A 26,984-nucleotide genomic window follows, 5' to 3' on the forward strand; every position below is an offset into this window, starting at 1 on the left:
CCGGTCCCACCGGCCCCACGGGTAGCGTTCCGGAAAGATTTGCGAGGTGCGGGGGGCACCTGCGAACCCTTGGTGCGTCCGGACCCGAGAGCCGCTCGGGCGGTGGTATCCGCTCGACGGGCTCACGGCCGATCACCAGAGAGAACGCCTATCTGATGGGGATGTTGCCGCGGGCTTCCGGAGAGGCTCGCTCGCACCAGATCGATTTGGAGGAACGGCACCGGTGAGCGCGGGACGGGCGGTCGGACTGCTACTCGGAGTGGCCGCGGACGCGGCGATCGGCGACCCGAAGCGCGGACACCCGGTCGCGATCTTCGGCAAGGCCGCGCAGGCCGCCGAGCGGGCGCTGCACCGGGACCAGCGGATCGCCGGCGTCGCCTACACCGGCCTGCTGGTCGGCGTCACGGTCGGGATCGGGGTCCTCGCGCAGCGGCTGTCGCGGCGCAGCCCCGTGCTGGAAGCCGCAGTCACCGGCCTGGCCACCTGGGCGGTGCTCGGCGGCTCGTCGCTGGCCGACGAGGGCACCGCGATGGCCCGGATGCTCGACGCCGGGGAGATCGACGCGGCGCGAGCGCGGCTGCGGAATCTGTGCGGGCGGGACTCGGCGGTGCTGGACGGGCAAGGCCTGGCCCGCGCCACCGTCGAATCCGTCGCCGAGAACACCTCCGATGCGGTGGTCGCGCCGCTGGTGTGGGGAGCGATCGCCGGGGTCCCAGGCCTGATCGGCTACCGCGCGGCCAACACCCTCGACGCCATGGTCGGGCACCGCTCGCCGCGCTACCGCAACTTCGGTTGGGCCTCGGCGCGCCTGGACGACGTGCTGAACCTGGTGCCGTCCCGGTTCGCGGCGGTGCTGACCTCGGCGTGCGCGCCAGTGGTCGGCGGATCGGCGAGCGGGGCGTGGCGGACGTGGCGGCAGGACGCCTCGGCGCACCCGAGCCCGAACGCCGGGCAGGTCGAGGCGGCGTTCGCCGGTGCCCTGCAGATCCGCCTGGGCGGCCGGACGGTTTACGGCCACGTGGTAGAGCAGCGCCCGGTGCTGGGAGAAGGCCGCACGGCGGACGCGGGCGATGTGACCCGAAGCGTCGAGCTCTCGCGGGTGATCGGCACGGTGACGGGAGTCCTGACGGCGGCCTTCGCCCTGACCCGAGCCCTCCGCCGAGACCGCCGCTCCCGCTGAACCACGAACCCCACCCGGGCTCACACGCGAGGCACCCAGGCTCGCACGCGAGGCACCCGGGGCGCCGACAGCACCCCCAACGCCTCACGGCCCGAACGACCAGAAGCACTACCGCCAGACCAGTCCGCGACCAACCGTCCCACAAGGCTCACAGCCAACATGAGCCCCAAAACCCCTGGTTAGCATTTGGGCCCTAAAGATGCCGCCCGGGATGTGGGGTGTGGCATCGCGGTGGGGCTGCTGCTGGTGTCTTCGAAGCGCCGAGGCCCTCAGCGACACTCAGCGCGACCTCACGCGGGCCGGGGTGCCCGACTTACCCGCGGCAAGGCCTGCGGCTGGCTGGATGAGGCGAACGGCCCGTTTGTCGCGCCTATTGTCGTGGACGGTCCGTTCGCTCCACACCAGCGACGTGCATGTCGCTTGCAGATGTACCACCGCCGCAGAGAGAGCTCCCGAACGGCCTCTATCGCGCCCAAAAATGCGCTGGTGCGATCACCCGGGCATCCGAGGACCAGTACCGGTTATCCCTGCGGTGCCTGGGCGCTCCAGAAAACCAGACTCACCAGGGCAATCCGCGCTATCGAACAACGCCTGGCCGCGCCATGGCGGGAAGCGGCGGGGGCGTGTTCGCGGCTATGCGGATCGCGACGAGCGTTTCGGTAAGTGAAGAACACCCGTGCGTGTTTTTGGGTGCTATGGCACCCACAAACGCTCACGGGTGTTCTTCCGCCACGGGCACCCGGGCAACACCAGCACCAAGGACTGGTGGTGGCGGTTTCCCCGGCCCTCTAGCCGGATTCTCGGGCCGCTTCTTCGCGTTCGCGGCGTTCTTCCTCCGCGATCGCCTCGGCCACCGACACCTTGCGGCGGCCGCTGCTCTTGCCCCGGCCACCCGGCGTCGGTCCGTCGGCGGGCTCGTCCGCCGTGCCAGCCGCATCGGTCCGGTTTCGCCAGGCCGGGCGGGCGTCGGTGCGGAGTTCCGAGTACACCAGGTAGCCGATCGCGATGATCGCCATGATGCCGAACGCGATCCACTGCAGCGCGTACGAGAAATACGGTCCCGACTCCAGACGCGGCAGCGGCAATGGCTCCAGCACGCCCGGCTGGCCCTCGTTGAGCGAGAGGTAGCCCGGCCGCAGTGCGATACCGGTGCCGTTCGCGATGGTCTCCGCGTTCACCGCGTAGGCCCAGCGATGCCCGTCGTGGTCGAACAGCGGGCGCTGCTTGCTGTCCTGCTCGTCGGTGCGGACTCGGGCGGTGAGCTTGAGGTCACCGGCCGGCGCGGCCGCGTAGTCCGGCGCCTGGGTGCCGTTGACGGGGCGGATGAAGCCCCGGTCGACCAGCACCGTCGTGCCGTCGTCGAGCCGGAACGGCGTCAGCACTTCGAAGGCGGGCTCGCCGAGCACCGTGCGCTGCCAGGCCAGCGTCTCGCCCTCCGGTAGGTACCGGCCGTGCATCAAGACCTGCGACCACTCGGTCTGCTGGTGCGGCGCCTGCCCAGCGGGCAGCACCTCCGCCAGCGGCTTCGGTGACGCGTGGAAAGACTCGGAGATGGCGTTGTTGCGCGCCTGGGCCTCGTCGCTGCGGCTGAACTGCCAGGGAGCCAGCAGCGTGAAGCAGAGGGACGCGAACACCACGACCAACGCGATCAGGCCGAGCCAACCGGGTCGTAGCAAGAACTTCAGGCGCACCCTTCTACGGTAAGCGGCCAGTCCGGAGCCCCGCCGCCACCCCCGCCGCCGCGCTGGCCGCTCGTGACCCGCGCGATCATCGACCGTCACCTGGGTGAACCTCATTCGCGTGAGAAGCCGCGGCTGCCCTGAGTGCCGGGAGATTTGTGAAGGTTGTCACCTTCGGGTGGTTAAGCATCGAGAGCGGAGCGTGCCGCGGCGACCGCCTGGGACGCGTAGCCTCCGCCGAAGAGCACCGTGTGCACCAGCAGCGGGAAGAGCTGGTGGAGTCCGATCCGGTGCCGCCAGCCGTCGGCCAGCGGACTGACCTCCTGGTACGCCGCCAGGACGCGGTCCAGGTGGGGGCAGCCGAAGAGGTGCAGCATCGCGAGGTCGGTCTCGCGATGCCCGCCGTGCGCGGCCGGGTCGATCAGCCAGGCCCGCTGCGCGCCCCAGTGCACGTTGCCGCTCCACAGGTCGCCGTGCAGCCGGGCGGGCGGCTCGGCGGGCCCGGCGAGATCGTCGATCTGCGCGCACACCCGCGAGATCACCGCGCTGGCTTCGCCGCTGAGCGCTCCGGAGTCGACGGCACGCCGCAGGTACGGCTCGACCCGGTGCCGGGCGTAGAAGGACGGCCACCGCTCGCCGGGTTCGTTGCGCATCGGGGCGAGGCCGATCCACGCGTCGGCCGGGCCTCCCGGCGGCGCTGCGCCGAAGGCAGGTGCGCCAGCCGCGTGCAGCGCGGCGAGCTCGCGGCCGAGTCGCTCGGCGGCCCCCGGGCTCGGAGCCGCCTCTGGAACGTGCTCGGTGACCAGCCAGTTCTCGGTATGCCCGCGCACTGCGGGTACGGCGACCGCGTCGGGCTCGGCGAGCCAGACCAGTGATGCCGCCTCGGCCGCGATGGCGCCGGGCATCGTCGCGGGCGCGGTCTTGGCGAAGACCATCTCGCCGTCGTCGAGGCGGACCGCGAACGCGGCAGCGGTGTCGCCACCGCCGAGTCGGCGCACATCGTCCGCTGCACGGCCGGTGATCTCCGCTACAGCCGCCCGGGCTTGATCGAGCATCATCGTCACAACCGTTCGCGGACCCAGTCGAGCAGACCCGGTGTGGCGGCCTCGACCATCGCCAGCACATCGTCGAACCCGTTCGGGCCGCCGTAGTACGGGTCCGGGACCTCGGCACCGTCGGCGGAGTCCGGGTCGAAGGAACGCAGCAGCCGCACCTCGGCCGAGCTGTCGACGAGGCGGCGCACCGCCCGGAGGTGCCCGGCGTCCATGGCGATCAGCAGGTCGGCGGCCAAGTGCTCGTCGTCGATCTGGGTGGCGACGTGCTCGGTGGGGTAGCCGTGCTCGGCGAGCACCTTCGCGGTGCGCGGGTCGGCCGGTTCGCCGACGTGCCACGGCCCGGTTCCGGCACTGGTGACCTCGACCTGCCCGTCCAACCCGGCCCGCCGCAGCTGCTCGCGGAACACCAGCGCGGCCATCGGGGAACGGCAGATGTTGCCGGTACAGATGAAGGAGATGTGCACGTTTCCCGAGGGTACGGCCCAACCGTCCCCGCCTCCGGCCGCAGGGAGGGGAGCGAACGGCCTGCCACCCGCACTCACGGGCATCCGGAGAAAAACCGGTGCGCCCGAGCGTGATGGGAGCGTCCCGCCAGACCCGCCGCGCCCCACATTCCCGTCACCGTCCGGGGGCCCGTGGCCGCCAGCAAGCCGGTCACTAGCGATGCGAACGTGGCGAACGTCGGCGCGGTGAACAATGACCGCACCCCTTCCAACACAGACAGCAAACAAGACGGTACGGTTCCCGCAGGAAGCATCGGCGAATCTCCCGGACAACGGGCGGTTACAAGCACGCCGATGCTTCCGCCATGCTCGGCCTCGATCGCCACCATCGCCCCGTGTCACACGAAGATCAACCAACCGTGTAACCACGAGAAATGCGAAACCTCAGTTCCAACCAAGCCACAACCGAAAACGGAGTAGCGGGCCATGACAACGCAGCAGCCCATCTACTCGCCGGCACACCCGCAGCCCCAGCGTGGCGCCGGACTGGCGATCACTGGGCTCGTGCTCGGCCTTTGCGCCCTGCTGTTCAGCCTGATCCCCCTCATCGGCGTCATCGCGTGGGTACTTGCCCCGCTTGGCCTTATCTTCGGGGTCATCGGGCTGCGCGCTCGAAAGGGCATGGCGATCACCGGCATTGCCACCAGCGCCGTCGCCCTGATCATCTGCATTGCGTGGCTCGGCTCGTTCGCGTCGTCGGTATCGGAACTCCCTAAGCCGCCCGCGGTTCCGGCCAGAGACTCCGCGCCGACTGGCGTTCCTGGCATTGCTGACGGAAACGCCATCGCCGACGTCAAGGTCACTTCGTGCAAGCTCGACGACAACCCGTACTTCCCAAGCGTCAAAGCGCAGGTCGAGATCGTAAACAGCAGCGATGACCTGGCGTCCTACACCGCCACCGTCTCCGCCGACGCCGCCGATGGCTCCCGACTCGGCGAAGGCGCAGTGTTCTCCAGCAAGCTCCAGCCCGGGCAGAAGACCACACAGGAAGCCGTGGTGATGGTCAACGGCAAGCCGTCCGGCAACGTGACATGCGCGGTCGTCTCGGCGGACCGACTGCCGTTCTGACATCCCTGGACGAAAGGCGCCCCGTACCACACCGCGGGGCGCCTTCGCGTATCACGACCTGTCGCGCCTCCAGCTAGCTACTGGTGTTATCCCCAGAAACCTATGTCGGTAACAAACGCAGGGCAAAGAGAACCCACGAGCCGGTGGAAGAAGCTGCGAGCAGCGACTTTGGCCGCTGACGACACGTGTTGCTTGTGTGGTCATCCGGGCGTTGGACAACGGCCTGCACGGTCAACTTGGGCAACCGCCAAGGTCAGCAGCTCACTGTCAGTGAGTAAGGGCGGCGGCCGCGTCCCGTGCGGGGAGGGACAACGTGGTGTCCACATCGGATGGTTGGGTGTGCGTGGTGCAGGACCGAGGACCGTGAGCGTTTTTCGGTGCTATGGCGCAATGCCGCTTAGCCTATTTTGATCATGCTGCTGTGTGGGTGAGTTGGATGCTGGGCGGGCTGTCGTGGCGGGTTCCGGTGTCGGTGGGTTTTTTGACTCGGTAGGCGTTGTGGCGGCCGCGTTTGATCACGCGGGGGTAGCTGCGGTGGCGGCGGCGGGGATTGAGGTTGCGGGCGGCGGTGATGTCGGAGGTGATAGCGGCCAGAGATCGTTTCTGGTGTTCAGGGGGAAAAAGCCGCCGGATCGGCGATCCGGCGGCGGACGATGCGGACGGTGCGGGTGAATTTGACCCGGTCGGGGTCGATGTCGGCTTCGGTGGCCGCCCGGCAGATCAGCGCGCTGATCGCGTAGTGGGTGAGCAGGTAGCCGTAGAGCTCCTGGCGGACCATGTCGGGGCTTTTCGACCGCAGCACTCTTCCCGGTCCGCGCAGGACGGTTTTGATCTGTCCGTTGGCGGTTTCGTGTTCCCAGCGGTGGTGGTAGCTCTCGGCCAACGCCGCCGCCGGCGCTGCGGTGGGGTCGGTGATAGTGGTGATCAGCCGGATCAGTTCGCCCTTGCCGTTGCCGTCGCGGTCGGGCACCGTGTATTCCACGACCCGCACAATCCTGGCCTGATCAGGAGGGAGATCCTCGCCGCGGGCGGCGGCGTCGATGAGCGCTTGCCGTGCCCTGCCCCGGATTTTCGCCTCGATCAGCACCGAGCGGTAGGAGCCGTCATACAGCGATCCCAGCACCGGCAGCCTCGTGTTGGACTTGACGCGCCACAATAGCTCCGCACCCGTGTCAGCCGCGGTGCACCAGTCCTGCCAGGTGTAGAAGTTGCGGTCGGCGATCAGCAACCAGCCAGGCTGCAGGCGCCCGTACAATCGCCTCGCCAGGGTCTGTTCCCCGCTGCCCTTGCCGGTGACCCCACCGATTTCAGCGTCCACCATCGCATGCGAGCCGCACTCGCTGACCGACACCACACGGACCTTCGGAAACGCCGACCGGCTCTCCCCCGAGCCGCCGTATCCGAACTCCGCGCCGTTGGCCTTGGTGTCCGGTGCATCCCACTCGAACCCGTCGATGGCCATCAACCGCCACGGCCCGAGAAACGCACCCCGGGTCAGCTCCCCGGCCACCGGGACCGCGACCCGGGCGAACAACTCCGCAAGCGGCTCGGCCCCCAACCGCTGACGAGCCTGGGTGATCCCACCCGAAGTAGGCAGACTCCACTGCTGATCCCAGCAGCCCCACGCCGCCAGCGTATCGGTCAGCCGGGCCGCGACTTCCTCATAATCCTCCGTGGCGAACAACGCCATCGCCATCACGAAATACACCATGACGTGCGGCGGAAGCTTCCCATCCGAGCGCTTGGCCTGCCGCCCCGCCGCGACGATCACTTCATCGACCACATCCCGAGGAACCGACGAGGCCAGCACCCCCAGCGAAACCAGATCCGTCAACCGGGCACCAGCCACCACGCCATCATCCACCACACCCGAGATCATCCCCGCCACCAACAACAAGATCAACTCAAGCTAAGCGGCATTGTGCTATAGCGCCCAAAATCACTCACAGCGTGCCCACCGCCTCAAGGTCGCGGATCGAGCGGAACGCGAGGGCACCGCGCGCTGGCTCGCGGAGAGTACCCTGCCGAACCTGCTGGGAAGCACGACGCACGAACGACGGCCAGAGGTCGTCGTAACGACCGTTCCTGATCGAGGCGATGAACGCCGACCACTGGTCGGTGGTAGTGGTGAAGTATCCGGCGGCGTGGTTCTTGGTGTCGCGCACCGCGGCACCGTCGCCGACGCGGCCGACCTCGACGCAATTGTGGGTTCCGCTGTGGCTCGATTTCCTCCATGTGCTGTCGGCCACGGGGTCACCCTTCGGTCTGGTGCCGGTACTCGGCGGCGAGGCGTTGCAGGATGGCGCGGGCCTCGTCGCCCTCGCACGCCACCTGCCATAGACGATCCATGAGTCGACGGTAGATACCGATTTGCTCGGGGTCGTCGATGGTGAGTTCGGCCGAGACGTGCTCGACCTGCACCACGTCGTCGAGCATGATGAAGCCGTTCATCGTGATGTTGGGCAGTCGCCGGAACTCGGGTAGTACACCGAACCGCAATCCGGGGATGTCGACGGCGGACACGAGCCGGGCGAGTTGGCCCAGCATGGCGTCAGGCGGCGCAACAGGATGCCGCAACGCGTGCTGCGAGACAACGATCTCGATGTCTTTGCCCTGGTATAGGACTTGTTGCCGCTGCATGCGGACACGCACCGACGCTTCGATGTCCGAGTCGGGCACTTGCAGGAGTTCGGCTTGGGTGCGGAACACGGCGCGTGCGTAGTCGGCGCTTTGGAGCAGTCCGGGTACGACGCCGAATTCGACGTTGCGGATGCGGGTCGCGGCGTGTTCGCTGTCGAAGCTCTGTTGTTGCCGTGCGCGATGGCCGGCCCGCAGCTGTGCCCGCCGTGCCGCCTTGCTGATCCGCAGCTCGGATATCGACCGGTGACATTGCTTGGCTGTGGGAGACGTGCCCGGACTGCAACGCGGCGGCGCATGTGCTCGCCCAATGCCCGATGCTGCCGGTGGCGGGTGTGCGATGAACGCGCAGGTGCAACCGCAGCTGCACGAGTTGTTGGTGCGTGCCTCGGCCGTGCTGGAAGACCTCGCCGACGACGTGCGCGAGCAGACCGTGACCGACGAGCAGTACAGCGAAACCGCGGCGCTGATGCACGAAATCGCCGAGCTGCTGCGCGACGATCATGTCGCCGACAAGGTCCGCGGCCGGTCGATGATGTCTCGCCCTGGGCAGATCTTGTTGTTTGGCCACGGTGTTCGGGTGGCCGGTCTCGGCGAAGACGGGATCGAGTCGTCTAGGTGTGTTCCAGCTGACGGCGGATGTCGAGCAGATGGTGCCGCAACTCGTGCAAAGTGTGCACTGCGAACCAGCGCAGAGATTTCACGGCGATCTCGGGGTAGGGGACGCTCAGTGTGCGTTCCCAGTCCTCGGGCCCGAGCTGGTCAAGTCCGTGGGCGAACAACAGGGCCGCGTCGTGCAGCTGACGGGCGACATCGGCTGGTTGCTGATGGATATATCCGTCGTGTTCGACCCGCTCATCCCGCCCCATGGGCTCGGTGACCGGCGAGTCGCTGCGTCGCGCGGCAAGTAGCCGTTCTCGTTGGACAAGTAGCACATCGCGCATGTGACAGGCGTATTCGAGGGGAGACCAGAGCTGAGGCGTAGCGCGTCGTCGGAGCACAACAGGGTCGGCGCTCAACAGTTCCGCATATTCAGCCACATAATCGCGGGCCAGCAGGGACACTTGATCGGCCAATGCCAGATCGTATTCGTAATCGCATTCCTCACAGCGCAGCACATCCCCATAGTAACCCGAGCTGCGTGATCGCAGCGGTGGGCGCTGGTTGAGCTGGCGTCAACGGAACCGACCGCGCAGCCGGCTGTCCTTGAGACACCGGTCAATCCGCCAGCGCATTACTGATGGCTCCCTGTCCACCGTTGACACCATCTGGTTTCCCGCGGGCTTTGACGGCGTTGGCCACATCATCGGCTGCCGGGGAAGATGGGCGGCGTTCGTACTGCCCTAACCGTCCTCCCTGTAAGCGCATCGCAGGTGACGTGACTCGCACTGACGGTGCCACCACACTTATCTGTGCGGCCGGCCCGGATCCTGGCGATGTGCATCGCTGCTGATTACCGACTGAGACTCCTCGTAGTGACCCCGAGCCCAGGGCGATGCAAGGTTTGGGACAATGACCGCCGGGTTGTCAGTTCACAGAGTAGGGGCAAGCATGCCGCAGATCACGGTCCAGTACCCGGCGGCACTGGCGGTGGGATTCGACAGGAGAGGGTTTGCCTTAGCCGCGCACGCTGCGGCTTCTGACCTGATCAGTAGTGCCCTGGAGGGATTCAAGACCCGGTTCCTCGTCCTCGACGAGACCGTTGTCGGCGACGGAAACCCCAACTCCCACATGCTTCATGCAATCGTCGACATCCTGCCAGGCCGTCCCGAGGAGCTGAAGACCCGATTGGGCAAGCTGGTACTGGGCCTGCTCGAGGCGCATCTCACGATCCCCAGCGCGTACTCCGTCCAGGTAACCACCGAGATTCGAGAGCTGCACAGGTATCACCAGCGCGTTCTTCCCTGAACTCGGTCGTGCCATGGAACTTTGCGGCCGGGGCCAGTGTGGTTAGGCCTCGACGGCGGGGCGGTCGAGCGCGACTTCTTCGAACTTCTCTGGACCGAACGGTCGATGCGCGACTCACCCGAACGAACAGGGAGAGCTTTTTGCGCAGAAAAGAATGCGCGAAAGGGTAAGTATGAAACTCTCGAGCCCATTGCCTTGAGGCAGGGGTCACAGCTTAAGTTTTTCTAAAATTCGTTGACGCACCATCATTCTCACGCTAGATTCTCTAGAACGAAATTGCGATACTGGATCAAATGGTGAGACTACATGCCGCCAAAATCAATGCCACCGGGGAGGGGGGCCGAAAAAGGCATGCTCAACCTGGCCTTGTTGCATCGAACAACACACACCTGGCACCCAATAATTCTGATTTTCGGTCACTCTTTGGGTGCGTCTGGAAACTATCCGATGGTTAGATAGCCTCCCTATTACGCATGCAACACCCCCCTGTGGGGGCGTGGTGTCGTATTGCCCGGCGCCGCGACTCGCAGCATCGTACGGCCTGAGACGCGGACAATCAGTATTGCTGCGACCTGCCTGCCGTTCCACGCGACATGCCGCTGTTCCGAGGTCGCATTGATCCGAGGAAACGGCACGGGCAGCCGCCGTTTGAAATCCTTATTGGGTCGAGCTCTGGAGATACATTGAGTCACCGACGACTCCGGGATCGTGTGCAGGGTCTGCGGTCCAATCTGGCCACGAACATCACAGGAGTAGCCGACGCGGGGTGTGATAATTCCCTGGGGCGGATCATCTTCGCCGACAGACCGGCTGAGCCCGCCTTGGTCGACGGGGTCCCATGCCTGACCACTCACATGGCGAACGGGAGTGGCGTTCCCGTCGAGGAGGTCTGGCGAACCGACCGGCCCGTGCGCTCCGGTGCGTTGGGCGAGGCCGTCTTCTCCGAGGACGGCGAGCACCTGTTCTACGCCGTACGTCTTGGACCGCAACCGGTCTACCGGGAGCGGGTACGCGAACTGTACGAGAACGCGCTGCGGTTCACTTGGGAACGTGGCTACACCGACCTGGTACGCATGTGGAACCTGATCGGCGACATCACCGGCCCGAACGCTGAAGGTGTCGAGATCTACCGCGACTTCTGCGTCGGCCGGGCCGAAGCGTTCGCCACCTGGGCAGCACAGTTCCCACAGTTGCCGGCCGCCACCGGAATCGGCACGCTCAGTCCGGGGATCGACCTCTGCTTCCTCGCCACGAAACAGGGCCGGACCGTCCACCTGGAAAATCCGCGGCAGACCCCGGCCTACCAGTACCCGTGCCGGTACGGGCCGAAATCCCCGAGCTTCGCCCGCGCGACGTTCCTGCGGGGGCAGCAGACCGCCAGCCTGTTCGTGTCGGGCACGGCCAGCATCCTGGGTGAGGACACCGCGCACGTGCACGACATCGCGCGGCAGACCCTTGAGACCCTCCGCAACATCGATGTGCTCGTCGGTTGCGACAATCTGGGCCGGCACGGCGTGAACGGGTACGGGTACGCCGTGCGGGATCTCGACCAGGTCAAGGTCTACGTCCGCGATCCCGAGCACGTTGCCGCCGTCCGCGAAATCTGCGCGCAGGTGCTCCGCTCTGACTCCGAGATCGCGTACTTCAACGTCGACGTGTGCCGACCCGACCTGCTCGTGGAGATCGAAGGGGTGTGCCGATGAGTGCCACGCTCGCGCGCGGACGGGTCAGAGTCGCTGTCGTCGGCGCGGGCCCCAAGGGCACGATGATGGTGAACCGACTCTGCGCGTTCGCCGCGTCAAACGCCGGCGCACTCGATCTCGAGATCGATGTGGTCGAACCGTTCGTTCCAGGGGCGGGCCGAGTGTGGCGCGTGGATCAGGCATGGTCGCTGCTCATGAACACCGCAGCCGCCGAAGCCACCGTGTTCCCGCCCGGCCCCTCGGACCTGACCGGGCCCAGCGTCCACGATTGGGCGGTGATGGTGCGAGAAGGCCTGGTGGACGGGCTTCCGTCACGGTGCCGGGAGTTCGCGGCAGCCGTCGAGCCGCAGACCGCGGTTCCCCGCGCCTTCTATGGCGCGTACCTGGAGTGGGCGTTTCGGTTCCTCGTACGGCAGGCTCGAGAAGCGGCCCGGATAAGAGTTCACCGCGGGAGCGCCGTTTCGGTGACCGATCTGTCCAACGGCCGCCAGCGACTGTTGGTGGACAACGGAATCGGTGCCCTCGACGTCGACGCGGTCGTGCTGACCCAAGGGCACTACGCGGTCGGCCTGGGGTCACCCGAACGTGTGAAAGCCAGCGCGGCACAAGAGCTGGGACTGATCTACATACCGCCGATGTGCGCGGCCGAGGCGGATCTGTCCGGCATCGCCGCAGGGGCACCGGTGATCCTCAACGGCCTGGGGCTCTCGTTCTACGACTACGTCACGTTGCTGACCACAGAACGCGGCGGACGCTTCCGGTTGGACGCCGGGCGTCTCCGCTACGAGCCGTCGGGAACCGAACCGGTGATCTATGCGGGTTCAGAGCGGGGCGTCCCCTACCCGGTGCGGGCGGATTTTTCGCCGACCGGAGATCAGCCCTACGTTCCTCGCTTCCTCACCAAGGCAGCGGTCACGGCCCTACGCGAATCCACTCCCGGGGTCGGTGACTTCAAGCGGGACGTGTGGCCACTGCTGGCCAAGGAGTTGGGCTGGACGTTTTACACGGTGCAGTACGCGCGATTGCACGGCACAGGTGGGTTCGAGGCTTTCTCGGCACGATATGCCGCAGCATCATGGGATTCCTCGCGCATGCGCGATCTGATCGCCGAGTTCTTCCCCCAGCCGTGGATGCGTTGGGACTGGGACCGCCACACTCGACCAGCCGCGGACAGGAGGTTTCGTGATCCAGCCGAATTCGGCGACTTCGCCACCGAGTACCACCGGTCAGTTCTGGACGAAGCCGCGGCGGGGGTCACGCGAAGTCCACACCGAGCTGTGACCGCGGCGCTACGGCGCTTGCGTGAGCTGGTGCGTCTCGCGGTTTGCCATCACGGTATCGCTGGCTCGTCCTACCGCCGCGACATCGAGAACTGGTTCGACGGCCTGTCCAAATTTTTGGTTTGGGGTCCTCCTCCGGTGCGTGTGGAGGAGTTGCTCGCATTGCTCGACGCCGGGGTCGTGCGCCTGACGGGCCCCCGGACTCGAGTGGCGTTCGATCGCGACACCGCGGCCTTCACGGCCGAATCCGCGGTGGTGGACCAGTCCAGGGTTACGGCCGATGTTCTGATCGATGCCCGCTTGCCGTCAACCGATGTGCGCAATGCCACCGATCCCCTGGTCGCCTCCATGCTGGCGGCCGGAGACTGCCGCGCACATGTGATCAGCGATGCTGCCGCACCCCCGGGATACCCGGTGGGCAGCCTGGACGTCACCGAGAACGTGTTCACGCTGGTGCGCTCGGATGGCCGGGCTCATCCTCGCCGTTTCGCCTATGGTGTGCCGCTACGCGGAATCCTGGGCCCGTTCGGGACCGCGCTTCCCGCCGTTGTCGAGCATTGCGACGCGATCGCCGCGACCGCGTGCGCGACGGGCACCGGGACAGTAACAGCCAGCTCGGGCGAAGCCATGACCCGCTTGGCCGGCACGACTCGTCAGGTCGGACACGGGTGATGCACATAGGGGATACGTCGCCATCACCCGAGCACTCATCGCCGAGTATGACGTCGAAACCTCCTGATCGGGTTCGGGTACCCGGCCCTGTGCAGACGAGCGATGCCAGGCCTGCTGTGGCGGCGCCGGTGCCCGGTCGGCGCCGAAAGGCCATCGTGCTGACAGTCTGCTGTTTCAGTCTCTTCATCGTAGGCCTCGACAACACTGTGGTGAACCTGGCACTTCCCGCCATTCAGCGGGATTTTCACGCCGGCGTGTCCGAACTGCAATGGATCGTCGATGCGTACATGCTCGCCGTAGCCAGCCTGGTCATCCTGAGCGGTTCCACGGGGGATCGCTTTGGCAGGCGCCGTACGTTCCTCGCAGGGCTCACCACGTTCGGGCTGGGTTCGCTGCTGTGCAGCATCGCGCCGAATGCCGGGCTTCTCATCGCTTTTCGTGCCCTGCAAGGAGCAGGCGGCTCCCTGATGACGCCATCGGCGTTGTCGATCATCAGCAGTGTGTTCACCGATCCTCGTGAACGTGTGCGCGCGATCGGGGTATGGAGCAGTGTAACCGGATTGAGCATGGCGATCGGTCCACTGGCCGGTGGCCTGCTGGTGGACGCGGCCGGCTGGCGGTCGATCTTCTGGCTGAACGTTCCGCTGATCATCGCCGCTGCGGTGCTCTCAGCGCTTTTCATACCTGAATCGAAGGCCGCGCGGCCCCGGAGGTTCGATCCAGCCGGACAGCTTCTCGTCATCGTGGCACTGACTAGTCTGACCTTCGGTATCATCGAAGGCCGTACAATCGGTTGGGGTTCGCCGGTCATCGTAACCTGTTTCGCTCTCGCCGGTGTCATGATCGTGGCGCTCACAGCCTACGAACACAGGCACCGTGAACCGCTTCTCCAGCTGCGCTTCTTCGCCAGCATTCCTTTCTCCGGCGCCACAGTCATAGCGGTTTGCAGCTTTTGCGCGTGGTCTGGATTCATTTTTATCAACGCGCTGTATCTGCAGAACGCCCGCGGTTTCTCCCCGTTCCACGCCGGCCTGCTCACACTGCCGATGGCCACGATGGTCGTGGTGTCCTCCCCTGTGGCCGGAAGGATCGTCGCAAGCCGCGGACCTCGCTTGCCACTGCTCATCAGCGGGCTCGGTATCGCACTCGCCGGGCTCCTGCTCACTCGAATCACCTCGCACACCTCCATCGGCTACCTACTCGCGGCCTACGTGTTGTTCGGCATCGGCTTCGGCTTTGTCAACGCCCCGATCACCAACGCGGCTGTCGCGGGAATGCCGCAAGCCCAGGCCGGAATGGCCGCAGCCGTGGCGACCGCAAGCCGTCAAGTCGGAGCCTGCCTTGGGGTGGCGGTGCTGGGTTCGGTAGCGACCGTCGATGTGCACGTCGCCGTCGACAGCGCTACCCCCATCGGTCAAGCCGGTTGGTGGATCACTGCCGCCTGCGGCTGCGCTGTGCTGATGCTGGGTGTGCTGACCACTGGCCGTCGAGCACGCGCCTCGGCCCGGCGCGTCCTCTGCGCCGAGCAGCCTACAAGCCTTCGTGAACGCGTGGCCACGAGCGGAGAAGTGCGGGTTGACCCGCGTGTGCGTGAACCAGAGCGGGGTTCACATCTCGACTCAGCGTGAGATCAGGCCGTGGTGCGGCTTCCCGGGTCGACTCGGGTGCCGCGAGAATAGACCGCCACAACTCGATGCAGCGCGGCGAGATCTGCAATCGGATCTCCCTGTACGACAACGACATCGGCGTCGTACCCTGCCCTCAGTCTGCCCTTGCGGTGGCCGAGTCCGCAGACGCCGGCGGCGACCGACGTCATGCTCCGCAGGATGGTCACCGGGTCCATTCCGAATGCCGCCAGCCGATCTTGTGCATACGGCAGCACATCATGCGGTTTGTACGGACCTATCCCCGCGTCCGTACCCGCGACGATCACCGCTCCCGCCGCGTACAGGGCCGCGAAGTTGGCGATGATTGCAGGCATTCGCTGGGACACTGGCGCAGGCATCACCGAGTCCGTCCGGGGCAGGACTCCGGCGGTAGCACCGAGCGCGACACGCTGTGAGACGATCCGCTCGACGAGTTCACGCCCCGGCGTATCGACACCCTCGGTCGCCCAGAAAGTGACGTGCTCCACACCATCCACTCCGGCCTCGATCGCGTCGAGTACAGCCCTGTGACCGTGCGCATGCGCGGTCACAGGGATGCCGTGCCGATGCGCCTCCGAGACAGCGGCACGCAGGGCTTCCCGATCGAACTGTGTCTGCTCCTGGAGGCTGCCCGGCGTCATCGTGCCACCACTGGCCATGATCTTGACAACGTCGACGCCACGTTCCACGTGGGCGCGTACCGCTGCCCGAAGTTCGGCGGGGCGATGTGCGACCTCCCCGCCGAGGAAATGACAGTGCCCTTCCACGGTGGTCAGTGGCGGCCCGGCCGCGACGATGGTCGGCAGGTCCGCCGCGCCTCGCAGCGCTAGTGACAGAAAGTCCCTGTCACCGAGGTCACGAATGGTCGTGATGCCGGCGCGCAATGCTGTCGTGGCCGCGATGCGCATCGCGGCCACGACAGCATCGTCATCGCGCTCGGCCAGCGACTTCACCGGGTCGGAGCTCGCGTCGAAGGCGAGATGCACATGAGGATCGATCAGACCAGGAATCAGGGTGGCGCCCGGAAAGTCCACCACGGTCTCCCCATGCCGCAGATCCGCCGCGCAGCCGATTCCGGCTATCGTCGTTCCTTCGAGGATCACGACGGGGTTGTCCACAGGACTGGCCGTTTCGCCGTCGAACAGCCGTGACGCCCGCAGCACTGTGGTCCCATGACGTGCGGTGTCGTTCACCGTAGGCATGCGGTCGATGCTACTGCTCTGACCACGAACGCCCATCGGCGCGCCAACCGGACCCGACGACCATCACGGGCACACCGCGATCCGGGGCAGGTGTCTTTCATGCCTCTGCCGATCCGTTCGAACTCGGGATCAAACCCTCCGACGTCGAGAACGGCGGCTCGAGGAACGGCGACGAGGCAGGTTGCTGCAGCTGTAGGCCCGGTGGGAATGCCGTAGCCGATCCCGGCCGGTGTTCCCACCGCAACCACGTGCCTGCGCCGTCGCCTACAGGTCGGCCAGGTACTCGCCGAGCGGATCGGTGAGCCAGTCGGGGGGCGCCGGCCGCGAGCAGCCAAGCGATCAGCGCGGACCAGGCGGCGCACGATGGTGCGCAGCCACAATCGGAGTTGGTCAGACCACGGGTTTCCTCCTGAAATAGGAAAACGGGCACCTCGGTCGCGGTGCCCGTGTGGGTTGCTGCTGATCAGGCGGTGCGTCCTGCCGCAACGGCGACATCTGCGAATGCGCGTTCCAGCACCCATACAGCAGCGCCCGCCTGGTGATATCGGCACCAGGCGGGCGCTGCCGTGCTGTCTCAGGCGTCGAAACGGTCACCCTTTACTGCGGCGATGAACGCCGACCACTGGCAGGCGGTTGCGGTGAAGTACCCGGCTGCCCGGTCCTTCGTGTCGCGGACGGCGGCGCCGTCGCTGACCCGCCCAACTTCGACGCATGCCGTGTTCTGGCCGGATCGGCTCGACTTCCGCCATCCCGTTGGTCGTGTCACTTGGTGGTCTCCTTGGCTCTCTCGATACAAGCGCCGATGAACTCCGCGGACTCTGCGGGAGACATCGCCACGTCGCGGAGAGTACCGAGCGCCTTCGAGTAGGTGTCGATAACGTTCGGCGAGGTCAGAAACGCGGCTGAGCCGAGGTGTTCGAGGTGCACGAGCGGCGGGGCCTGCGGGAACTCGAACATGATGAACCTGCCCTCATGCGCAGGCGTCCAGCGAGGTGGCGTCGACCGTATGATTCGAACCGTTACGTTGGGCAGGTCGGCGACCTTCTCAATGTGCTCATACTGATCGATCATCGTTTCGGCATCAACGATCGGCGACGTCAATGCGCACTCCGCGATGAGCGCTTCAAACGCGGGAGCTTTTCTACTACTCAGGAAGTCACGCCTGGTGGCGCGCATCGCGACCCGTGTTTCGAGCTCGCCTGGCGGAAGGCCCGTCATGACAGCTCGCGCGTAGTCCGCTGTTTGCAGCACGCCGGGCACGAGTAGCGGTGCGACCTCCGAGATCGCGTTCGCGGTGCGCTCGTAGTCGATCAGTGTCACAAGCTCTTGATGCACGCCAGGGATACCAGCACGCAACCAATCCGGGCCGTCCGCTTCGCGCGCCAGCTCGACAAGTCTTTCGCGCTCAACTCCGGAGACGCCGAGTGCAACCAGGATCGCGGTCACATCCTCAGCGGTCGTCGGCCGTGACCCGGCTTCGGTTCGAACCACCCACGCATGCCCGATTCCCAGGCGGCGCGCCAGCTCCCGAACCGTAATTCCCTTGCCTTCTCGTGCTTTGCGCAGTTCGGCGCCGAGCGTGCGCGCTTTTGGGCTGCCTGCTTTGGATCGCGCCATGAACCAATCCTAAGCACATATCTGGGCCTGATGATCGCCCCATCGGGCTATTGCCCATGTGGTTCATGATCCATGATCATGGGTCGTGAACCAAGAAACTGGGTTTCAACCCGTTGCGGAGAGGGTGCGACATGTTGCTATGTGTAGTGCTCTTGGTCCTCTTGGCAGTTGCTGCCGGAACCGCGATCGCCATCGATCGTGCGCGCGACCGCCAGCAGCGAGCAGCGGTCGAGCGTATCTCCGCTCTGCTCAACGAATCTGCGGCCGCTCCGCAGCGCCTGCGTTGCTCCAGTGCGGAACTGCGGCAGCGCCGGGGGCACGCAGCGCGGCGAGACGGCACGATCCCCGTCGTCTCACCCTCTGCGTCGCTCAAGTCGATCCACCACGAAACGGCCACTCGCCGACGGACCCCCAGGTCGGCGCCGAGTGGCCAGACGGGGCCGGTGTCCGCCGGTAAAGACACCGGCCCCGTCACGACCTCACAGGCGGTGGCGTGATGTACCAACCCCATCCGTTTCATTGGGCACCCGCCGACGGGAAGCGGCATGCCAGCACCGACCCCAAACCTCGCAAGGGCTATCCCACCGGTTTCGTGGTGGCCACCCTGTGCGGCTACCAGTTGGCCGTGGAAAACACGACGCTGGCTTGGCTGTGGGAGACGTGCCCGGACTGCAACGCGGCGGCGCATGTGCTCGCCGAGGTCCCGATGCCGCCGACGGTGGGTGCGCGATGAACGCTGAGCACGCCCACATCGGGCGCATGATCCGCGCAACGGTGTTGATGCTCGGGTACGCCGCCGACGACGTTGAGCGCGGTCGATGGAGCGACGACGAAATCCGGCAACTCGGCGACCAGCTCACAACGGTTGCCGCTGCACTGCGCGGTGAAGGAAAGACGCCGGAACCATTTGTGATCGACCTATCGGAGGCAAAGCGATGATTGCCGCTTTGGTCGCAAGCGGTCTGCTCGGCGTCGGCGGGCTCGCGCTGTGGGCGACGTTCTACTACGCCCCGGCGCGCCACGCGGGTAGCGGCGAGGGTGCGTTGACGGTTGCCTATCTGGTTGCGCGGGTGGATGCGGAGACGCGCGGTAATGGCCGGCACCGGCTGCGCGAGCCGCGGACCGTGCAGATGCGCGGAGATCTGGCCGAGGCGCTTGCCGTCGAGGAAACCCGGCACCTGCCGCTGGTCGAGTCTGGTTTGCCGGTCGATGACCGTGAAGCGATGGCACGGCATCCCGGAATGCTGCGGCGGCTGGTCGCCGCGTTGCTGCAGCTGTAGGCCCGGTGGGGATGCCGCAGTCGATCCCGGCCGGTGTTCCCACCGCAACCCCGTGCCTGCGCCGTCGCCTACACGTCGGCCAGGTACACGGATGGTCAGGCGACGGAAGCCCCCCGGCGTCGTCTGACCATCCACCCCAGCCCCCCGGCGCGGAACGGCCGACCGACCCGACATGGCGGCCGTGGTGGGGTCGACGAGCGGCAGTGCGCCGCAACCGGTCCCACCGCGCCGGGGGACCTGCCACGCTATCCGGCGCGGCGAACTTCAAGAGGGGGACGGCGTGTCGGCGGTCGGTGATCTCGATCAGGCATTGGCGCAGGTGGTTGATCGGATCACGGCCGCCCTCGGCCTTCTTACCGCCGCACAGGACGCCTGCGACGAAGCCGGTGAAGTCCTGGGGTTCGCACTGGAAGGCACCGCCGACCCGGTGGCACTGGAAGTCCTCGCGGCTGTGGAGCCGACCAGCGACGAGTTGATCCACGCCTACCAGGCGGCAACCTGCGTGATCGAGCTGATCACCACCTACCGCCGAGGTCTGGAAGTCCAGCAGGCGGTCGACAAAACCCCGCGCAGCGTCGCACATCCCTCAACCGCGGGCCGGATACCTACAGACGCCGCCCACGACCGACGGTGGGTCGAGCAAATACGGAAGCGGTTGCCCCGGTGGGAAGGCGGACAGACGACAGGCTTCGGCTACGACCGCGACGGCACCGAGTTCCGCATCACCAGCGGCCGGGAGGACATCTCGGAGAGCGCGCGTCTGACCCTGCACAACAGCGATCGGTTCACACCCCACTCGGATCGAGGCGCGCCGACGATGATCACCCACGTGGAGACAAAATACGCCCAGATGATGCGCGAAGCCGGGCAGACGTACGGCGTGATCGTGCTGAACAATGCGGTCTGCAACATGGACACCGGATGTGGCGCGGCGGTGCGTGCCATCCTGCCCCTCGGCTCGGTCCTGGTGGTGTGGCAGCCGGGCGCTACGAAACCGATTGAGATTAACGGAGAAGCCAGACCATGACCGCAACGGACACAGCGACCGTGATTACGGTCGTGTTCCACTCCGAATTCCACTACGCGGGCACTCTTGAGGAGGTCGACGCGCTGGTGCGGCGGATCGTCGAGGATCCGCCGCGCCCGGTCTGCGCGGTCTATGTGTGGGACCGGCCGTGCCGCGGGCACTTCGAGCCTGGCGGCCCCGCGTTTCCCACCGGACGCCTGCGAGTGTCTACTTCGCCGACGACCGGTTGGGGCGCGCTCAATTACGTCGACCGGGACAGGCCGGACGGCGACCTGGTCGACTCCTACAACCCCGACGCAGGACCGGACACCCTGGTCCTGCCGTTGGACACCGACGGGATTGACTTCCCGGCCTCGGCGTCCTTGCCTCTGGAGAGGGTGCGCGAGGCCATCGCCGAGTACTGCCGTACCGGGGCGCGGCCGACGTGCGTGCAGTGGCAACCCGGCGAGTGGTACTGACCCGAAAACGCCGAATGCGCCCCGCACCCGGTGAAGGGTGCGGGGCGCGTTGCTACTCGGTCGGGTACGTGGGTGGTGTGTTGGATCCGGGCAGGACCCGGGCGGCCCACGCCGGTAGGTGTGGTTCGGCCCAGCGCAGCAGGGCGTACACCCCGCCGAGCACGACCGGCACGACGAGCGTGTTTCCGGCGTCGCCGAGCGGATCGGTGAGCCAGTCGGGGGTGCCGGTGGTGATCAGCAAGGCGATCAGCGCAGACCAGGCGGCGGGAACGATCGTGCGTAGCCACGCGGTGAGCTGGTCGGACACGGGTTTCCTCCTGCAATAGAAAACGGGCACCGCGGTTGCGATGCCCGTTGAGGTGGTTCGGGGTTGATCAGGCGGTGCGTCCTGCCGCAACGGCGACATCTGCGAATGCGCGTTCCAGCACCCATGCGGGATAGGTGTTCACCGTTCCGTATGCGGGGTGCTGCGTCTTGCCCGGCGCGCTACCGGTTTCGCGGAGGACGGGCCCCGCGGCGATTCCTACCCGTCGTAAGTAACCCTGAGCGGTAGGCAGGTCGTGGAGCTTGGCGTAGCCGAGCCCGTGCAAGCTCGACGACAACCCGTCCCGGGCGTTGCTACGCACGCGGCCGGACGGGCATCATCACTGTCCGTTCGCTCCGGATGGGGATCGGCGGTGCCTGGGGATCGGCGGCGGGGGCAGCTGGGTTTGTTTGAGATGAACGGGGGCGTTCGCGCCTTCTGGTGAGGTTGTGGTCCGGCTCGACATCACGAGGGGGTCACCGCCGCCCTTCGCGGCGCACGGGCCGGGCTCCGCCCTGGTTAGACTGCCCGGGATGAACAGCGGACATGATCAGGATTCGTTGCGGCACCACGGCGATGTTGACGCCGAGCAGGGCCTGCTCGATTTCGCGGTCAACGTCCGCCTGGACCGTCCGCCGGCGTGGCTCCGCCACCGCCTCGCGGCGGCGCTCGACCGTCTCGGCCGCTACCCGTCCGCCGCCGACGACCTCGCCGCTCGGGCGGCCGCCGCCGACCGCCACGGCCGCGACGCCTCCGAGGTGCTGCTGCTGGCCGGCGCGGCGGAGGGCTTCGCGCTCCTGCCGTCGCTGCGCCCCCGCCTCGCGGCGCTGGTGCACCCGTCGTTCACCGAGCCAGAGCTGGCGCTTCGCACCGCCGATGTCGAGGTGGCACGGGTGCAGCTGGATCCGGCGGACGGCTATCGTCTGGACGCGGGCGCGGTGCCGGAGCAGGCGGACCTGGTGGTGCTCGGTAATCCGACCAACCCGACGTCGGTGCTGCATCAGGCGGCGGAGATCCGGCGGCTGCTTCGGCCCGGTCGGGTGGTGGTCGTCGATGAGGCGTTCAGCGACACCGTGCCCGGCGAGCCGGAGTCGCTGGCCGGGTGCCGGGAACCGGGGCTGCTGGTGTTCCGCAGCCTGACGAAGATGTGGGGCCTTCCCGGATTGCGCGCCGGGTATGCGCTGGGCGATCCGGACCTGTTACGGCGGCTGGGCCGGTACCGTCCACATTGGCCGATCAACGCGCTGGTCCTGGAGGCCGTGGTCGCCTGCTGCGAGCCGGATGCGTTGGCCGAGTCGGAGCAGGCCGCGGTCGAGTTTGAGGAGCACCGCGCCGGGTTGGTCGCGGAGTTGGACGGGATTCCGGGGCTGCAGGTCGCGATGCCCGCACGCGCCCCGTTCCTGCTGCTTCGGGCGGATGGCGGGGCCGAGGTGCGGGATGCGTTGCGGCAGCACGGCATCGCGGTCCGCCGGGGCGACACGTTTCCCGGTCTGGGGCCCGATCACCTGCGGGTCGCGGTGCGCGATCCGGCGCAGAACGCTTTGCTGGTAAAGGCTTTACGTGACATCTTGGGACGGGGGTGAGCCGGTGGTGGTTCGGCTACAAGAGGTGATCGGCGCGTTGGAAGCGGCATATCCGGCCGATCTGGCGGAGAGCTGGGACGCGGTCGGCCTGGTGTGCGGCGATCCCGAGTCGGTCGTGCAGCGGGTGCTGTTCTGCGTGGACCCAGTCGAGGCCACTGTGGACGAAGCGGTGGATTTCGGTGCGCAGCTGGTGGTTTCGCACCACCCGTTGCTGCTGCGCGGGGTCCACGGCGTGCCCGCAGACGACCCCAAGGGGCGGATCGTGCACCGGCTGATCCGTTCCGGGATCGGCTTGTACTGCGCGCACACCAACGCCGACAGCGCCGTGCAGGGCGTGTCGGATGCGCTGGCCGAGGCCATCGGCCTCACCGTGACCGGGCCGCTGGTCCCGCACGCGGAAGGCGCCCGAACCGGGCTGGGGCGCATCGGCGAGCTGCCCGAGGCCGAGCCGTTCCACGAGTTCGTACGCCGCGTCGCGCACAACCTGCCCACCACGGCCTGGGGGGTGCGCGGTGCTGGTGATCCGGACCGTCCGATCCGCACCGTCGCGGTGTGCGGCGGCGCGGGCGACTCCTACCTGGCGACCGCGGCGGCCGCTGGTGTTGACGCGTACGTGACCGCAGACCTGCGGCATCACCCGGCCGGCGAGCACCTGGCCCGGGCCGCCGTCCCCGGCGCCGAGGTGCCGGCCCTGGTGGACGTGGCGCACTGGGCCAGCGAATGGCCGTGGTGCCAACAGGCCGCGGACACCGTCGCCGCCGCGTTGCCGGATACAGTCGAAGTCCTCGTTTCCACCCGCCGCACTGACCCGTGGACCGTTCACGCCGGCGCGGCATCAGACCCAGGGAGGGCGCTCGCGTGAAAGCCGACCCCGCCGTTCAGCGACGACTGCTCGATCTCGCGGAGGCGGACGCGGAACTCAACCGCGTCGAGCACCGCCGGCGCACGCTGCCCGAGCTGGAGCAGATCGGGCAGGCCGAGGGCGAGGTGCGGGCCAAACGCGACGAGCTGGTGGTCGCCCAGACCGCGTTCAGCGACCTGGACCGCGAGGTCAAGCGCCTGGAGAACGAGGTCGACCAGGTGCGCGCCCGGGAGCAGCGGGATCGCGACCTGATGGCCGCCGGGGCGTCCGCGAAGCAGCTCGAAGACCTGGAGCACGAGCTGCAGACGCTCGCCCGCCGGCAGGGCATCCTCGAAGACGAGCAGCTCGAGGTAATGGAGCAGCGCGAGGCGCTCGAAACGAACGTGACGAAGTCGCGCGAGACGCTCGCCGCGGCCGAGGAGCGCCTTGCGGAAATCCAGTCGCGCCGCGACGAGGCGCTCGCCGGCCTCGAAGTGGCGGAGGCGCGCCGCCGGGGCGAGCGGAACCTGATCGCCAAGGCGTTGCCGGCGGACCTCACCGCTCTCTACGAGCGGATCCGAGCACAGCGCGGCGTCGCCGCCGGACTGCTGCAGGGTGCCAGGTGCAGCGCGTGCCGGATCGAGCTGGACCGCACCGCGTTGACCGAGGTGCATGAGGCGGCGGCCGATGACGTGGTCCGCTGCGAGGAATGCGGCGCGATCCTGGTGCGGACAGGGGACAACCGGTGAGCTTGCGGGTTGTCGTCGAGGCCGATGGTGGGTCGCGGGGCAACCCCGGCCCGGCCGGATGCGGTGCCGTGGTCCGCGACGCCGGGTCCGGGGAGGTGCTCGCGGAGCGCTCGATCGGTCTGGGTGTCACGACCAACAACGTGGCCGAGTACCAGGGCGTGATCGCGGGCCTGCGGGCGGCAGCGGAACTCGGTGCTGCCGCAGTCGGGGTGCGGATGGACTCCAAGCTGGTCATCGAGCAGCTGGCCGGCCGCTGGAAGGTCAAGCACGCGAACCTGCAGCCGCTGGCCGCCGAGGCGAGGCAGCTGATCGCCGGATTCGACCAGGTGAGCCTGGAGTGGGTGCCCCGCGCCCAGAACGCCCACGCCGACCGCCTGGCCAACGAGGCGATGGACCAGCAGGCGGGCGGCGACCAGTCCGGCGGCGGTGCCCGGCCGGTCGGGGATCCCGCTGCCGGGGAGAGCTCCGGCGGCGAAGCGGATGCGGCGCGATCCGGTGGTGCCGGGGCGAGCAGGGCGCGGATCCGCGCGTCCGGGTGGCTCGGCGCCAATGGCACGCCGACGAAGATGCTGTTGCTGCGCCACGGTCAGACCCCGATGTCGGTGGACCGGCGGTACTCCGGTCGGGGCGATGTCGCGCTGACCCCGCTGGGGGAGCGGCAGGTGCGCGCGGCGGGCAAGCGGCTGGCCGCGATGGACGGGGTGATCACCCAGGATGGCGTCGCGCCGGTGATCGCCTCGCCGCTGACCCGGGCGCGGCAGACCGCGCAGGCGGTGGTCGACGCCACCGGCGGCGAACTGCACTTCCACGACGGCCTGCTGGAAACCGACTTCGGCGATTGGGAGGGCCTCACCTTCGGCGAGGCCTCCGAGCAGTACCCGCAGCTGCACCGCAAGTGGCTCGGCGACCCGAGCGTCCTGCCGCCGGGCGGCGAAAGCCTCGACGAGGTCTTCCAGCGGGTCACGCGGGCCCGCGACGATCTCCTGGAGCAGTACGCGGGTCAGACGATCATCTTGGTCAGCCATGTGACCCCGATCAAGGCCTTGCTGCGGCTGGGCCTGGACGTCGGCCCGTCGATGTTCTACCGCCTCCACCTGGACCTGGCATCGCTGTCCATCGTGGAGTTCTACCCCGACGGCAACGCCTCGGTCCGCCTGGTCAACGACATCTCCCACTGGTCCTGACGCCCGTTCGGGCGACGAGTGAAGGGCACTTCTGACCGGCACGGTCGGCGACCGGCACAGCCCGTCAGGGGTGCCCTCCATCTGAACAGATCCGTCTGGGGTGGACGTTTTCGGCGCTCCGATCGGGGCAGCGGCTCGGGGTGGCCTGGGTGGCGCCGGGAAGTGCTCGCGGTTCTGGGTTGGCCGGGCGCTCGGCTCGGGTCGGTGCGGACGTGAAATTCGCTGGTTCAGACCATTGACGTGTGTGAGGTGGGTTAGTCGCCGACGTCGAACGCGACCTGCTCAAGCGGTACGCCGACCCGGCCGGTGGTCACCCGGGGTGGGCGCAATTTCTCGCGAAATTGCGCCCACCCCGGGTGACGGATGAGTGACCGCCCAGCCGGAAGAGCTGGCGCAGCGCGGCGGGGCCTACTACTCGGAGGCTGCGGTGCAGTTGGTCCACGCCCTGACGCAGGCGGCCCGGAGGAGCACTGCACGAGCTGTGCCCGGTGCTGTTCGAGGTGGCCGACGGCGGCGACTCGATCGCCGCGGAGGTGGTCGATCGCCTCTCCGAGAAGATCGGGCTGCTCGCCACCGTGACCCTGCGCCGGTTGGGGCTGGTCGATGAGCCACGACGGTGGTCCTCGGTGGTGGGGGTGCTCACCGGGGCCGGGCGGCGACTGGTGCCGGACATCCGGCGGCGCTGCGCGAAGGTCTCGCCTGAGGTGGACGTCCGCATCGTCGTGGCCCGCCGGTGATCGGCGCGGGGCTACGCGGCCTGGACCGGATCGGCGCCGACCCGGTCCGCCCTCCAGAAGCTGACCGGAGCCGACTCCCGCCCCGCGGAGCAGCTCGGTTGAGCGGGGTGGCGATTTCGCGCGAAATCGCCGTTCGCCACGCCTGGCGGGTGGCGATTTCGCGCGAAATCGCCACCCCACCCCTCCCCGGGCGACCACCCGGGTTGCGGGGGGCGCGCACGGACTAGAATCAGATCCGCGGATGAGTCGGCTGGGTGACTGCGGCGGGAGCGATCCCGTCGAGGAAAGTCCGGACTCCACAGAGCAGGGTGGTTGCCAACAGCAACCCGGGGCGACCCGCGGGACAGTGCCACAGAGAACAGACCGCCCGGCGAACTTTCGCCGGGTAAGGGTGAAACGGTGGTGTAAGAGACCACCAGCACCCCGGGTGACCGGGGTGGCTAGGTAAACCCCACCCGGAGCAAGGCCAAGAGGACGCCGGCCAGGCGTCTGCGCGGACGTTCGAGGGCTGCTCGCCCGAGGTCCGCGGGTAGGCCGCACGAGCCTGTCGGCGACGGCAGGCCCAGATGGATGGTCACCGACCGGGCAGGCCGCAAGGCCCCCGAAAACAGAATCCGGCTTACAGGCCGACTCATCCGCCCCTCTTGCTTCCAGGTTCGTTTCGCGTGGCG

At 67.5% G+C, this 26,984-nt stretch carries 27 protein-coding genes, 1 other RNA gene and 1 pseudogene; 17 read left to right on the top strand and 12 right to left on the bottom strand.

Translation table 11 applies throughout. The features are described from left to right. Positions 1–223 precede the first annotated feature (223 nt). Positions 224–1,180, top strand: a complete 957-nt coding sequence (locus FDZ84_RS20260) for a cobalamin biosynthesis protein (RefSeq protein WP_168587192.1) — start codon at positions 224–226, stop codon at positions 1,178–1,180. 788 nt (positions 1,181–1,968) lie between these two features. Here FDZ84_RS20260 and FDZ84_RS20265 read toward each other — a convergent pair. The 3 genes from FDZ84_RS20265 to FDZ84_RS20275 all read right to left on the bottom strand — a co-directional run bounded on the left by FDZ84_RS20265 (position 1,969) and on the right by FDZ84_RS20275 (position 4,378). Next, a complete protein-coding gene (locus tag FDZ84_RS20265) occupies positions 1,969–2,961 on the bottom strand; it encodes an SURF1 family protein (protein ID WP_246868297.1) in 993 nt (330 codons plus the stop codon). 80 nt (positions 2,962–3,041) lie between these two features. After that, positions 3,042–3,914 (bottom strand): fructosamine kinase family protein, encoded by an 873-nt coding sequence (locus FDZ84_RS20270; RefSeq protein WP_168590207.1) that lies wholly within the window; start codon positions 3,912–3,914, stop codon positions 3,042–3,044. 5 nt (positions 3,915–3,919) lie between these two features. Further along, positions 3,920–4,378, bottom strand: coding sequence for a low molecular weight protein-tyrosine-phosphatase (locus FDZ84_RS20275; protein WP_168587193.1), 459 nt, complete (start codon positions 4,376–4,378; stop codon positions 3,920–3,922). A gap of 465 nt (positions 4,379–4,843) precedes the next feature. Between FDZ84_RS20275 and FDZ84_RS20280 the strand changes: the two genes are divergently transcribed. Further along, on the top strand, positions 4,844–5,485 hold the full coding sequence (locus FDZ84_RS20280) for a DUF4190 domain-containing protein (RefSeq protein WP_168587194.1): 642 nt from the start codon (positions 4,844–4,846) through the stop codon (positions 5,483–5,485). Positions 5,486–6,095: 610 nt separating this feature from the next. Here FDZ84_RS20280 and FDZ84_RS20285 read toward each other — a convergent pair. The 4 genes and pseudogenes from FDZ84_RS20285 to FDZ84_RS20300 all read right to left on the bottom strand — a co-directional run bounded on the left by FDZ84_RS20285 (position 6,096) and on the right by FDZ84_RS20300 (position 9,198). Further along, positions 6,096–7,364: an IS4 family transposase gene (locus FDZ84_RS20285; protein WP_168587112.1), complete on the bottom strand. Its 1,269-nt coding sequence runs from the start codon at positions 7,362–7,364 to the stop codon at positions 6,096–6,098. Positions 7,365–7,554: 190 nt separating this feature from the next. Continuing rightward, a pseudogene (locus FDZ84_RS39050) lies at positions 7,555–7,734 on the bottom strand (DUF397 domain-containing protein); the annotation flags it as partial. 4 nt (positions 7,735–7,738) lie between these two features. Beyond that, positions 7,739–8,602, bottom strand: a complete 864-nt coding sequence (locus FDZ84_RS20295; protein ID WP_371812906.1) for a DUF5753 domain-containing protein — start codon at positions 8,600–8,602, stop codon at positions 7,739–7,741. Between the two features lie 134 nt (positions 8,603–8,736). Beyond that, complete coding sequence (locus FDZ84_RS20300; protein ID WP_246868298.1) at positions 8,737–9,198, bottom strand: DinB family protein; 462 nt, start codon at positions 9,196–9,198, stop codon at positions 8,737–8,739. 475 nt (positions 9,199–9,673) lie between these two features. Here FDZ84_RS20300 and FDZ84_RS20305 point away from each other — a divergent pair, with 475 nt between their 5' ends. From FDZ84_RS20305 to FDZ84_RS20320, 4 genes are all read left to right on the top strand, one after another. After that, positions 9,674–10,030, top strand: a complete 357-nt coding sequence (locus FDZ84_RS20305; RefSeq protein ID WP_168587197.1) for a 5-carboxymethyl-2-hydroxymuconate Delta-isomerase — start codon at positions 9,674–9,676, stop codon at positions 10,028–10,030. A gap of 593 nt (positions 10,031–10,623) precedes the next feature. Then, positions 10,624–11,733, top strand: a complete 1,110-nt coding sequence (locus FDZ84_RS20310; RefSeq protein ID WP_168587198.1) for an FkbO/Hyg5 family chorismatase — start codon at positions 10,624–10,626, stop codon at positions 11,731–11,733. Continuing rightward, complete coding sequence (locus FDZ84_RS20315) at positions 11,730–13,685, top strand: FAD/NAD(P)-binding protein (RefSeq protein ID WP_168587199.1); 1,956 nt, start codon at positions 11,730–11,732, stop codon at positions 13,683–13,685. Before FDZ84_RS20310 ends, FDZ84_RS20315 begins: the two co-directional genes overlap by 4 nt. Before the next feature lie 89 nt (positions 13,686–13,774). Continuing rightward, complete coding sequence (locus FDZ84_RS20320; RefSeq protein ID WP_246868299.1) at positions 13,775–15,313, top strand: MFS transporter; 1,539 nt, start codon at positions 13,775–13,777, stop codon at positions 15,311–15,313. Between the two features lie 2 nt (positions 15,314–15,315). Here FDZ84_RS20320 and FDZ84_RS20325 read toward each other — a convergent pair whose 3' ends face one another. The 3 genes from FDZ84_RS20325 to FDZ84_RS20335 all read right to left on the bottom strand — a co-directional run bounded on the left by FDZ84_RS20325 (position 15,316) and on the right by FDZ84_RS20335 (position 18,150). After that, positions 15,316–16,533 carry an amidohydrolase family protein gene (locus tag FDZ84_RS20325; protein WP_168587201.1) on the bottom strand — a complete coding sequence of 406 codons (1,218 nt, stop codon included), beginning with the start codon at positions 16,531–16,533 and terminating at the stop codon, positions 15,316–15,318. Between the two features lie 574 nt (positions 16,534–17,107). Then, complete coding sequence (locus FDZ84_RS20330) at positions 17,108–17,299, bottom strand: DUF397 domain-containing protein (RefSeq protein ID WP_168587202.1); 192 nt, start codon at positions 17,297–17,299, stop codon at positions 17,108–17,110. Then, positions 17,296–18,150 carry a helix-turn-helix transcriptional regulator gene (locus tag FDZ84_RS20335; protein WP_168587203.1) on the bottom strand — a complete coding sequence of 285 codons (855 nt, stop codon included), beginning with the start codon at positions 18,148–18,150 and terminating at the stop codon, positions 17,296–17,298. The genes FDZ84_RS20330 and FDZ84_RS20335 overlap by 4 nt, the downstream gene beginning before the upstream one ends. 496 nt (positions 18,151–18,646) lie before the next feature. Between FDZ84_RS20335 and FDZ84_RS20340 the strand changes: the two genes are divergently transcribed. From FDZ84_RS20340 to FDZ84_RS20360, 5 genes are all read left to right on the top strand, one after another. Beyond that, on the top strand, positions 18,647–18,883 hold the full coding sequence (locus tag FDZ84_RS20340) for a zinc finger protein (protein WP_168587204.1): 237 nt from the start codon (positions 18,647–18,649) through the stop codon (positions 18,881–18,883). Continuing rightward, positions 18,880–19,089 (top strand): hypothetical protein, encoded by a 210-nt coding sequence (locus FDZ84_RS20345; protein ID WP_168587205.1) that lies wholly within the window; start codon positions 18,880–18,882, stop codon positions 19,087–19,089. The genes FDZ84_RS20340 and FDZ84_RS20345 overlap by 4 nt, the downstream gene beginning before the upstream one ends. After that, positions 19,086–19,430, top strand: coding sequence for a hypothetical protein (locus tag FDZ84_RS20350; RefSeq protein WP_168587206.1), 345 nt, complete (start codon positions 19,086–19,088; stop codon positions 19,428–19,430). Before FDZ84_RS20345 ends, FDZ84_RS20350 begins: the two co-directional genes overlap by 4 nt. A gap of 280 nt (positions 19,431–19,710) precedes the next feature. Continuing rightward, positions 19,711–20,457: a DddA-like double-stranded DNA deaminase toxin gene (locus FDZ84_RS20355; protein WP_210435017.1), complete on the top strand. Its 747-nt coding sequence runs from the start codon at positions 19,711–19,713 to the stop codon at positions 20,455–20,457. Continuing rightward, positions 20,454–20,915 carry an Imm1 family immunity protein gene (locus tag FDZ84_RS20360; protein ID WP_168587208.1) on the top strand — a complete coding sequence of 154 codons (462 nt, stop codon included), beginning with the start codon at positions 20,454–20,456 and terminating at the stop codon, positions 20,913–20,915. The genes FDZ84_RS20355 and FDZ84_RS20360 overlap by 4 nt, the downstream gene beginning before the upstream one ends. Before the next feature lie 52 nt (positions 20,916–20,967). Here FDZ84_RS20360 and FDZ84_RS20365 read toward each other — a convergent pair whose 3' ends face one another. Together FDZ84_RS20365 and FDZ84_RS20370 are read right to left on the bottom strand one after the other, a co-directional pair. Then, complete coding sequence (locus FDZ84_RS20365; protein ID WP_168587209.1) at positions 20,968–21,222, bottom strand: hypothetical protein; 255 nt, start codon at positions 21,220–21,222, stop codon at positions 20,968–20,970. Between the two features lie 67 nt (positions 21,223–21,289). Then, positions 21,290–21,541 carry a hypothetical protein gene (locus tag FDZ84_RS20370; protein ID WP_168587210.1) on the bottom strand — a complete coding sequence of 84 codons (252 nt, stop codon included), beginning with the start codon at positions 21,539–21,541 and terminating at the stop codon, positions 21,290–21,292. Between the two features lie 211 nt (positions 21,542–21,752). Between FDZ84_RS20370 and cobC the strand changes: the two genes are divergently transcribed. From cobC to rnpB, 6 genes are all read left to right on the top strand, one after another. Continuing rightward, positions 21,753–22,802, top strand: coding sequence for an Rv2231c family pyridoxal phosphate-dependent protein CobC (gene cobC, locus FDZ84_RS20375; RefSeq protein ID WP_168587211.1), 1,050 nt, complete (start codon positions 21,753–21,755; stop codon positions 22,800–22,802). A gap of 7 nt (positions 22,803–22,809) precedes the next feature. Beyond that, positions 22,810–23,664, top strand: a complete 855-nt coding sequence (locus FDZ84_RS20380) for a Nif3-like dinuclear metal center hexameric protein (protein ID WP_168590209.1) — start codon at positions 22,810–22,812, stop codon at positions 23,662–23,664. Further along, the gene (locus FDZ84_RS20385; RefSeq protein WP_168587212.1) at positions 23,661–24,392 is read left to right on the top strand and encodes a zinc ribbon domain-containing protein; all 732 of its coding nucleotides are present in this window, start codon (positions 23,661–23,663) and stop codon (positions 24,390–24,392) included. The genes FDZ84_RS20380 and FDZ84_RS20385 overlap by 4 nt, the downstream gene beginning before the upstream one ends. Continuing rightward, complete coding sequence (locus FDZ84_RS20390; RefSeq protein WP_168587213.1) at positions 24,389–25,576, top strand: bifunctional RNase H/acid phosphatase; 1,188 nt, start codon at positions 24,389–24,391, stop codon at positions 25,574–25,576. Before FDZ84_RS20385 ends, FDZ84_RS20390 begins: the two co-directional genes overlap by 4 nt. 488 nt (positions 25,577–26,064) lie before the next feature. After that, positions 26,065–26,313: a hypothetical protein gene (locus FDZ84_RS20395; protein ID WP_168584111.1), complete on the top strand. Its 249-nt coding sequence runs from the start codon at positions 26,065–26,067 to the stop codon at positions 26,311–26,313. Positions 26,314–26,555: 242 nt separating this feature from the next. Then, positions 26,556–26,951: RNase P RNA component class A (gene rnpB, locus FDZ84_RS20400), an RNA gene on the top strand. Positions 26,952–26,984: the final 33 nt, after the last annotated feature.

Source organism: Saccharopolyspora sp. ASAGF58, from assembly GCF_012277335.1.
Lineage (GTDB): Bacteria > Actinomycetota > Actinomycetes > Mycobacteriales > Pseudonocardiaceae > Saccharopolyspora > Saccharopolyspora hattusasensis.